Below are 7,786 nucleotides of genomic sequence, written 5' to 3' on the forward strand. Positions count from 1 at the left end.
TCTTTTTTTTGTTGTCCTTATTTAACGATTGAATCTAATTTGCGAGGATGCTCGTGCGCTAGACGACTGGCAGCTGACGCGGCGATCGCACCAACGAGATCATCCAAAAAAGTATGAACATGCACACCATCGTGCTCGTTAAGCTTCTTCAAGATTCCAGGCTTCACTTTATCGATATAGCCATAATTTGTGAAGCCGATAGAACCATAAACGTTGACGATCGACAGAGCCATGATTTCATCGATTCCATAAAGACCTTCATCTTCTTCAAGGATATTTTGCAATGGATAATCCAGCTTTTTTTGTTCGGCTAACTTATCCAGCTCGATCCCCGTGATAATGGCGTTGTGTACCTCTCGCTTGGTCAATACGCGATTCACACTATGGATACATAATTCGATGTCCAATTTTTCAATATAATCCTTTTGTAAAAAGAACACCAAGTCTGCAATATCTCTAATAGTGACTCCGCGCTCCTCAAGAAGTTCACGTGCTTTTTGCTCAAGAGCAGTCGTTTCGAATACCATATTGTACCTCCTTTTTAGTTTGTGCAGCTGACATTGCACGACACGACCTCCAGCTGAAGCTAGATTTGTGGAAATAGGCTGGTGCTGTGTCCAGGTTGCGTGCGGTTTTTGGGATTTATATAATGCAGGGCATTATTGACAGCAGTCGGAGCTTCCCCCATTCCTGTGGCGATCAATTTCACCTTGCCGTCATAGGTAGAAATATCTCCGCAGGCATAGACGCCAGGAATTGACGTGCGCATATCCGATTCAACTAGGATCGCTTGCCGTGTGCTTTCTAGTCCCCACGATTTTAAATGATCCAAAGAAGAAGAAAAGCCGTAATTGACGATCAAGTAATCCACATTTAAAGTAATTGTCTCATCACTTTTTGCCTTTTGTAAAGTCAAATCTTCCAAATCCTGTTCGCCATGAAGTTCTTTAAGAATATAAGGCGTGTAGATATTGACGGACGATTTCTTTAGTTTTTCAACACTATGCTCATGTCCTCGGAAGGTATCTCGTCGATGAATGATCGAAACTTCAGCAGCGATTGGCTCTAGCATTAATGCCCAATCGATCGCAGAATCCCCGCCGCCAGCGATGGCCACTTTTTTGCCGGCATATTTCATCAGATCGTTGATGTAATAATCGATTCCGTGATTTTCAAATGTATCCGCATCAGCGATCATTAATCGTCTTGGCTGAAAGGAGCCGTTACCGATAGCCAGTACTACTGACTTTGTATAGTGAGTATCCTTCGTGGTAATTAATTCAAGATAGTCCTCATGCTGCTTCAATTCCAAAACTTCTTCTTCTAAGCAGTAAGTATGGGAAAAAGTCCGTAATTGCTTTTCCAAATTGTTTACCAGATCCGCCGCTTTAACGATCGGGAATCCAGGAATGTCGTAAATATTTTTTTCAGGGTAAAGTGTCGTCAGCTGTCCGCCTAGCTGTGGCAAACTATCGATCAGCTTTGTTTTCGCTTGGCGTATCCCAGCGTAAAATGCCGCAAACATGCCGACTGGTCCTGCACCCACAATGGTTATATCAAAAATTTCCATATCAACACCCTTTCTTTCCATCGATTGTAACAAATAAATGAGAGAGAAAGAAACGCTTGGCTTGTAAAGGTGGCAAAACGCAAAAAGTTTGTTATGATGGACACAGCAAAAAAATAAAGGAGGACATTGAAGTGACTCAATTTCCACAATTAAACTTAACAGAAGAAAAAGGTCCTAAAGCGACGATCAAAACTAATATGGGTGATATCACGGTTCAACTATTTCCTGAAGAAGCACCAAAGACAGTTAAGAACTTTATCGAATTAGCGAAGAAGGGCTATTACGACGGCGTAATTTTCCACCGTGTCATTCCTGATTTCATGATCCAAGGGGGCGACCCAACTGGTACTGGTATGGGTGGCGAAAGTATTTACGGTGAGAAATTTGAAGATGAGTTTTCACGTAATCTATTTAACCTGCGTGGCGCATTATCAATGGCAAATGCTGGTCCGAACTCAAATGGCAGTCAATTCTTTATCGTGAACAATCAAAATGTGCCGGCTAATATGATGACACAATTAGAAGAAGCTGGATTCCCGGGAGAAATCGTTGAAACCTATAAACAAGGCGGAACTCCTTGGTTAGACTTCCGTCATACGGTTTTTGGTCATGTTGTTGAAGGTATGGACGTGGTTGATGAGATTGGTGCTGTAAAACGTGGCGCGCAAGATAAGCCTGTGCATGATGTTGTCATCGAATCAATCGAGGTTACTGAATAATAAGAATGATTAGAAAAAGGTTCCCTGCTCCGCAAATTGAGCAGGGAACCTTTTTTAATTTAACTTAATGCTCTTACGATTCGGTTTAAGCCTTCTTCTAAAACTACTCGCGGACAGGCGACATTCAAACGCATATGCTGCTTCCCGCTTGGCCCATAGCTAACCCCTGTATTTAAGACAACCTTGCCTTTATGGACGAAGCGCTCTTCTAATTCCTTATCAGAAAGATCGTATTCCGAAAAATCCAACCACAATAGATAGGTTCCTTCAGGCTCCATGATTTTTACCTTTGGCAGCTGTTCTCGGAAGAAGTTCATTGTATAAGTAATATTGGATTGAATATAAGGTAGTAGTTCGGCTAACCATTCTTCACCCGTTTCATAAGCCGCTTCCATACCGACTAAACCAAAGGTATTGATTTCTTGTTGAAAGTTCTCTTCTTGCTTACGGATTAATTGGCTGCGCAGTTTCTCATTTTTGACAAAAACAACGGAATTTTTGATTCCCGCTAGATTAAAGGTCTTTGTCATCGAAGTAAATTGTAAGCTAAAGTTGCTAAAGCCTTCTCCGGCATTAAAAAATGAAGTCATTTTATTCGGCGGAAACACTAAATCCTGATGAATCTCATCGCTTAAGACAAGCACTTGATATTTTTGGCAAAGTTCGCCTAATTGATAGAGTTCCTTCTTCGTCCAAACTCTTCCACCGGGATTGTGAGGATTGCATAAAATCATAACTTTTACCTGGTGTTGTTTGAATTTTTCCTCCATGTCAGCCAAGTCCATTACAAAATGTCCATTCTCCTCGACTAATTGGCTTCGAACCAATTGCCGACGATTCGTCGTAATGATGTTTGCAAATGGAGGGTAAACAGGATCGTGGATTAAAATTACGTCATTTGGCTTTGTGAAGGCTTGAATCGCTGTAGTAATTCCTGCTAAGACACCAGAGAAAAAAAGAATCTCTTCTTTTCTTACGGCAAGCTTAAAATGTTCCTGCTCCCAATTGCTGATAGCGGTATAAAGTGTATCAGGTGTATCAGCGTAACCTAAGATTCCATGTTCTAACAATTTTTGATAGGCTTGTAAGACGCCGGCGGGCGCTTTGAAATCCATGTCGGCAATCCACAACGGCAAAAGGTTCTCTTCATTATAGGACTTAAGGATCGCATCCCATTTGACGCTGTTAGAGCCAAGGCGATCGATCGGTTGTTCAAAATTTGTCATTTCTCTTCCTCCTGATGGCTAACTTCAATTTTGTTTATAAATACAGTATAATGAAACATGCGAAAAGAGGGAAATGAATGGGATATAAAATTGGAGATATTATCGAAGGGCAAGTCACAGGTATTCAGCCATATGGTGCGTTCATCTCATTAGATGCTCAGACACAAGGATTAGTCCACATATCAGAGGTACAGTCTGGTTACACAAAAAACATACACAGCTTTTTAGAGGTTGGACAAGTGGTGAAGGTACAAGTTATTGATATTGATGAATATACTAAGAAGATCAGTTTATCTTTGCGAACGTTGGCAGAGCATTCCGCTGAAGTGCCTTACCATCGGAAACGTTACTTTACAAATCGCAATAAAAACATAGGCTTCCGCTCCTTAGAGAAAAACATGCCCGCTTGGACGGATGAGGCAATCGATTTTCTATTGAAAGAACAAGTTGAAAATTAAGGCTTATTTTATGCAAAGAATATCTTTTTTTCTGAAAACGTGATACAATGATTCCGATTTACGATTAGCTTTTGCAGAGGTGAAAATTGTGACAAAACAAGTGTCAGGAACAATCATGTTGCATTTAGAAGATGGATCGAAGCGTTTTTTAGTTCACGAAATAGGAAAAGAGAAAGAATTTGCTCGCACTGATACCAAAGCCGAAAACACCGTTTTAGCTAGTTTTTTGAATTTCTTGAAGGCGACACTACATATTAATGTTAATAATATTCGGCTAGTCGAATTAACGAATACACAATCACACGGTGCTAGTTTGCCGTTATATGTATTTGAAATGACTAGTGAAGAAGCTACAGAGCTCCCCGAAGGATTTGCTTGGGAGAGTCCAGACAGCGTCAGAAAAATCCTTGGAACAATCGAAATTGAAGGTGTACCATTATTTGAATAAACCTGAAAAAGAAGCTTATGAATAATAAGTTTCTTTTTTTTGAAGAAAATAGTTGACCATGGAATGATTAAATGGTAAATTAATAAACGTTGCTGATACAGCAAAAGCCGAACGATGAATTTTGAAATTAAAAAAAATTCAAAAAAGTTATTGACATTTGCTTGGTAACCTGTTAAGATATAAAAGTTGCTGAAACAAAGCAACAAACAATGTAGACCTTTGAAAACTGAACGAATAAAACAAACCAAATGTGTAGGGCGCTTCTACTATATAGAAGCAAACAACATAGCAAGCAATATGCTAGCAAGTCAATTATTACAATTGAGCTTAACAGTCGCAAGACTGTTTCAAACACTTTTTATGAGAGTTTGATCCTGGCTCAGGACGAACGCTGGCGGCGTGCCTAATACATGCAAGTCGAACGCTTTTTCTTTCACCGGAGCTTGCTCCACCGAAAGAAAAGGAGTGGCGAACGGGTGAGTAACACGTGGGTAACCTGCCCATCAGAAGGGGATAACACTTGGAAACAGGTGCTAATACCGTATAACAATCGAAACCGCATGGTTTCGGTTTGAAAGGCGCTTTTGCGTCACTGATGGATGGACCCGCGGTGCATTAGCTAGTTGGTGAGGTAACGGCTCACCAAGGCAACGATGCATAGCCGACCTGAGAGGGTGATCGGCCACATTGGGACTGAGACACGGCCCAAACTCCTACGGGAGGCAGCAGTAGGGAATCTTCGGCAATGGACGCAAGTCTGACCGAGCAACGCCGCGTGAGTGAAGAAGGTTTTCGGATCGTAAAACTCTGTTGTTAGAGAAGAACAAGGATGAGAGTAGAACGTTCATCCCTTGACGGTATCTAACCAGAAAGCCACGGCTAACTACGTGCCAGCAGCCGCGGTAATACGTAGGTGGCAAGCGTTGTCCGGATTTATTGGGCGTAAAGCGAGCGCAGGCGGTTTCTTAAGTCTGATGTGAAAGCCCCCGGCTCAACCGGGGAGGGTCATTGGAAACTGGGAAACTTGAGTGCAGAAGAGGAGAGTGGAATTCCATGTGTAGCGGTGAAATGCGTAGATATATGGAGGAACACCAGTGGCGAAGGCGGCTCTCTGGTCTGTAACTGACGCTGAGGCTCGAAAGCGTGGGGAGCAAACAGGATTAGATACCCTGGTAGTCCACGCCGTAAACGATGAGTGCTAAGTGTTGGAGGGTTTCCGCCCTTCAGTGCTGCAGCTAACGCATTAAGCACTCCGCCTGGGGAGTACGACCGCAAGGTTGAAACTCAAAGGAATTGACGGGGGCCCGCACAAGCGGTGGAGCATGTGGTTTAATTCGAAGCAACGCGAAGAACCTTACCAGGTCTTGACATCCTTTGACCACTCTAGAGATAGAGCTTCCCCTTCGGGGGCAAAGTGACAGGTGGTGCATGGTTGTCGTCAGCTCGTGTCGTGAGATGTTGGGTTAAGTCCCGCAACGAGCGCAACCCTTATTGTTAGTTGCCATCATTTAGTTGGGCACTCTAGCGAGACTGCCGGTGACAAACCGGAGGAAGGTGGGGATGACGTCAAATCATCATGCCCCTTATGACCTGGGCTACACACGTGCTACAATGGGAAGTACAACGAGTCGCGAAGTCGCGAGGCTAAGCTAATCTCTTAAAGCTTCTCTCAGTTCGGATTGTAGGCTGCAACTCGCCTACATGAAGCCGGAATCGCTAGTAATCGCGGATCAGCACGCCGCGGTGAATACGTTCCCGGGCCTTGTACACACCGCCCGTCACACCACGAGAGTTTGTAACACCCGAAGTCGGTGAGGTAACCTTTTGGAGCCAGCCGCCTAAGGTGGGATAGATGATTGGGGTGAAGTCGTAACAAGGTAGCCGTATCGGAAGGTGCGGCTGGATCACCTCCTTTCTAAGGAAATAGTTCATCGAAGATGAACGTTACGGAAACTACACAGGATTGCTTTTATTCGTTCAGTTTTGAGAGGTCTACTCTCAAATCGTTCATTGAAAACTGGATACAGAAACAATTTTAAACAAACCGAGAACACCGCGTTGAATGAGTTTTTTAATAAGTTCAATTGCTTATTTATTACTAAGGAACATGATCGCTCATGGGAATTAGTAAGACCCTTGACGAAAGTCAAGATAAGGTTAAGTGAATAAGGGCGCACGGTGGATGCCTTGGCACTAGGAGCCGATGAAGGACGGGACTAACACCGATATGCTTCGGGGAGCTGTAAGTAAGCTTTGATCCGGAGATTTCCGAATGGGGAAACCCAACATCTTTTATAGGATGTTACTTTTCAGTGAATACATAGCTGATTAGAGGTAGACGCAGAGAACTGAAACATCTAAGTACCTGCAGGAAGAGAAAGAAAAATCGATTCCCTGAGTAGCGGCGAGCGAAACGGGAAAAGCCCAAACCAAGAGGCTTGCCTCTTGGGGTTGTAGGACTCCGATATGGTAGTCCAGTGAGATAGTCGAAGGACCTGGAAAGGTCTGCTAGAAAGGGTAAAAGCCCCGTAGACAAAATTTGACTGGCACCTAGGAGGATCCTGAGTACGGCGGAACACGAGGAATTCCGTCGGAATCCGGGAGGACCATCTCCCAAGGCTAAATACTCCCTAGTGACCGATAGTGAACCAGTACCGTGAGGGAAAGGTGAAAAGCACCCCGGAAGGGGAGTGAAATAGATCCTGAAACCGTGTGCCTACAACAAGTTAGAGCCCGTTAATGGGTGATAGCGTGCCTTTTGTAGAATGAACCGGCGAGTTACGATTACTTGCGAGGTTAAGTTGAAAAGACGGAGCCGCAGCGAAAGCAAGTCTGAATAGGGCGAATGAGTAAGTGGTCGTAGACCCGAAACCATGTGATCTACCCATGTCCAGGTTGAAGGTGCGGTAAAACGCACTGGAGGACCGAACCCACGTACGTTGAAAAGTGCGGGGATGAGGTGTGGGTAGCGGAGAAATTCCAAACGAACTTGGAGATAGCTGGTTCTCTCCGAAATAGCTTTAGGGCTAGCCTCAGAGTAAGAATGATGGAGGTAGAGCACTGTTTGGACTAGGGGCCCATCTCGGGTTACCGAATTCAGATAAACTCCGAATGCCATCCATTCATCTCTGGGAGTCAGACTGTGAGTGATAAGATCCATAGTCGAAAGGGAAACAGCCCAGACCACCAGCTAAGGTCCCCAAATAACTATTAAGTGGAAAAGGATGTGGGGTTGCACAGACAACTAGGATGTTGGCTTAGAAGCAGCCACCATTTAAAGAGTGCGTAATAGCTCACTAGTCGAGTGACCCTGCGCCGAAAATGTACCGGGGCTAAATAGTTTACCGAAGCTGTGGAACACACCA

The 7,786-nt window shown here is 43.9% G+C and carries 6 protein-coding genes and 2 rRNA genes; 5 read left to right on the forward strand and 3 right to left on the reverse strand.

Going from position 1 to position 7,786, the window contains the following annotated elements:
- Nucleotides 1–17: 17 nt before the first annotated feature.
- Both OMU_RS10080 and OMU_RS10085 read right to left on the reverse strand, forming a co-directional pair.
- The gene (locus OMU_RS10080) at nt 18–527 is read right to left on the reverse strand and encodes a phosphatidylglycerophosphatase A family protein (protein WP_016179821.1); all 510 of its coding nucleotides are present in this window, start codon (nt 525–527) and stop codon (nt 18–20) included.
- Between the two features lie 59 nt (nt 528–586).
- The gene (locus OMU_RS10085; protein WP_016179822.1) at nt 587–1,570 is read right to left on the reverse strand and encodes an NAD(P)/FAD-dependent oxidoreductase; all 984 of its coding nucleotides are present in this window, start codon (nt 1,568–1,570) and stop codon (nt 587–589) included.
- 131 nt (nt 1,571–1,701) lie between these two features.
- Between OMU_RS10085 and OMU_RS10090 the strand changes: the two genes are divergently transcribed.
- Entirely contained in the window at nt 1,702–2,289 is a 588-nt protein-coding gene (locus OMU_RS10090; RefSeq protein ID WP_016179823.1) for a peptidylprolyl isomerase, read from the forward strand.
- Nucleotides 2,290–2,348: 59 nt separating this feature from the next.
- On the opposite strand, the gene OMU_RS10095 is transcribed toward OMU_RS10090, so the two are convergent.
- Nucleotides 2,349–3,515 carry a MalY/PatB family protein gene (locus OMU_RS10095; RefSeq protein ID WP_016179824.1) on the reverse strand — a complete coding sequence of 389 codons (1,167 nt, stop codon included), beginning with the start codon at nt 3,513–3,515 and terminating at the stop codon, nt 2,349–2,351.
- A 77-nt stretch (nt 3,516–3,592) separates the two neighbouring features.
- Between OMU_RS10095 and OMU_RS10100 the strand changes: the two genes are divergently transcribed.
- The 4 genes from OMU_RS10100 to OMU_RS10115 form a co-directional block, all read left to right on the forward strand.
- Nucleotides 3,593–3,973 carry a CvfD/Ygs/GSP13 family RNA-binding post-transcriptional regulator gene (locus OMU_RS10100; RefSeq protein WP_016179825.1) on the forward strand — a complete coding sequence of 127 codons (381 nt, stop codon included), beginning with the start codon at nt 3,593–3,595 and terminating at the stop codon, nt 3,971–3,973.
- 85 nt (nt 3,974–4,058) lie between these two features.
- Nucleotides 4,059–4,421, forward strand: coding sequence for a hypothetical protein (locus OMU_RS10105; RefSeq protein WP_171030593.1), 363 nt, complete (start codon nt 4,059–4,061; stop codon nt 4,419–4,421).
- Between the two features lie 356 nt (nt 4,422–4,777).
- Nucleotides 4,778–6,336: ribosomal RNA gene (locus OMU_RS10110) — 16S ribosomal RNA — on the forward strand.
- Between the two features lie 240 nt (nt 6,337–6,576).
- Nucleotides 6,577–7,786 (forward strand): 23S ribosomal RNA (locus OMU_RS10115); the annotation flags it as partial.

Source organism: Enterococcus avium ATCC 14025, assembly GCF_000406965.1.
GTDB classification, from domain to species: domain Bacteria; phylum Bacillota; class Bacilli; order Lactobacillales; family Enterococcaceae; genus Enterococcus_A; species Enterococcus_A avium.

What these genes read in the sequence shown, in the direction of transcription:
- OMU_RS10080 (WP_016179821.1), bottom strand. Translation starts at nt 527, where the DNA reads ATGGTATTCGAAACGACTGCTCTTGAGCAAAAAGCACGTGAACTTCTT.
- OMU_RS10085 (WP_016179822.1), bottom strand. Translation starts at nt 1,570, where the DNA reads ATGGAAATTTTTGATATAACCATTGTGGGTGCAGGACCAGTCGGCATG.
- OMU_RS10095 (WP_016179824.1), bottom strand. Translation starts at nt 3,515, where the DNA reads ATGACAAATTTTGAACAACCGATCGATCGCCTTGGCTCTAACAGCGTC.
- OMU_RS10100 (WP_016179825.1), top strand. Translation starts at nt 3,593, where the DNA reads ATGGGATATAAAATTGGAGATATTATCGAAGGGCAAGTCACAGGTATT.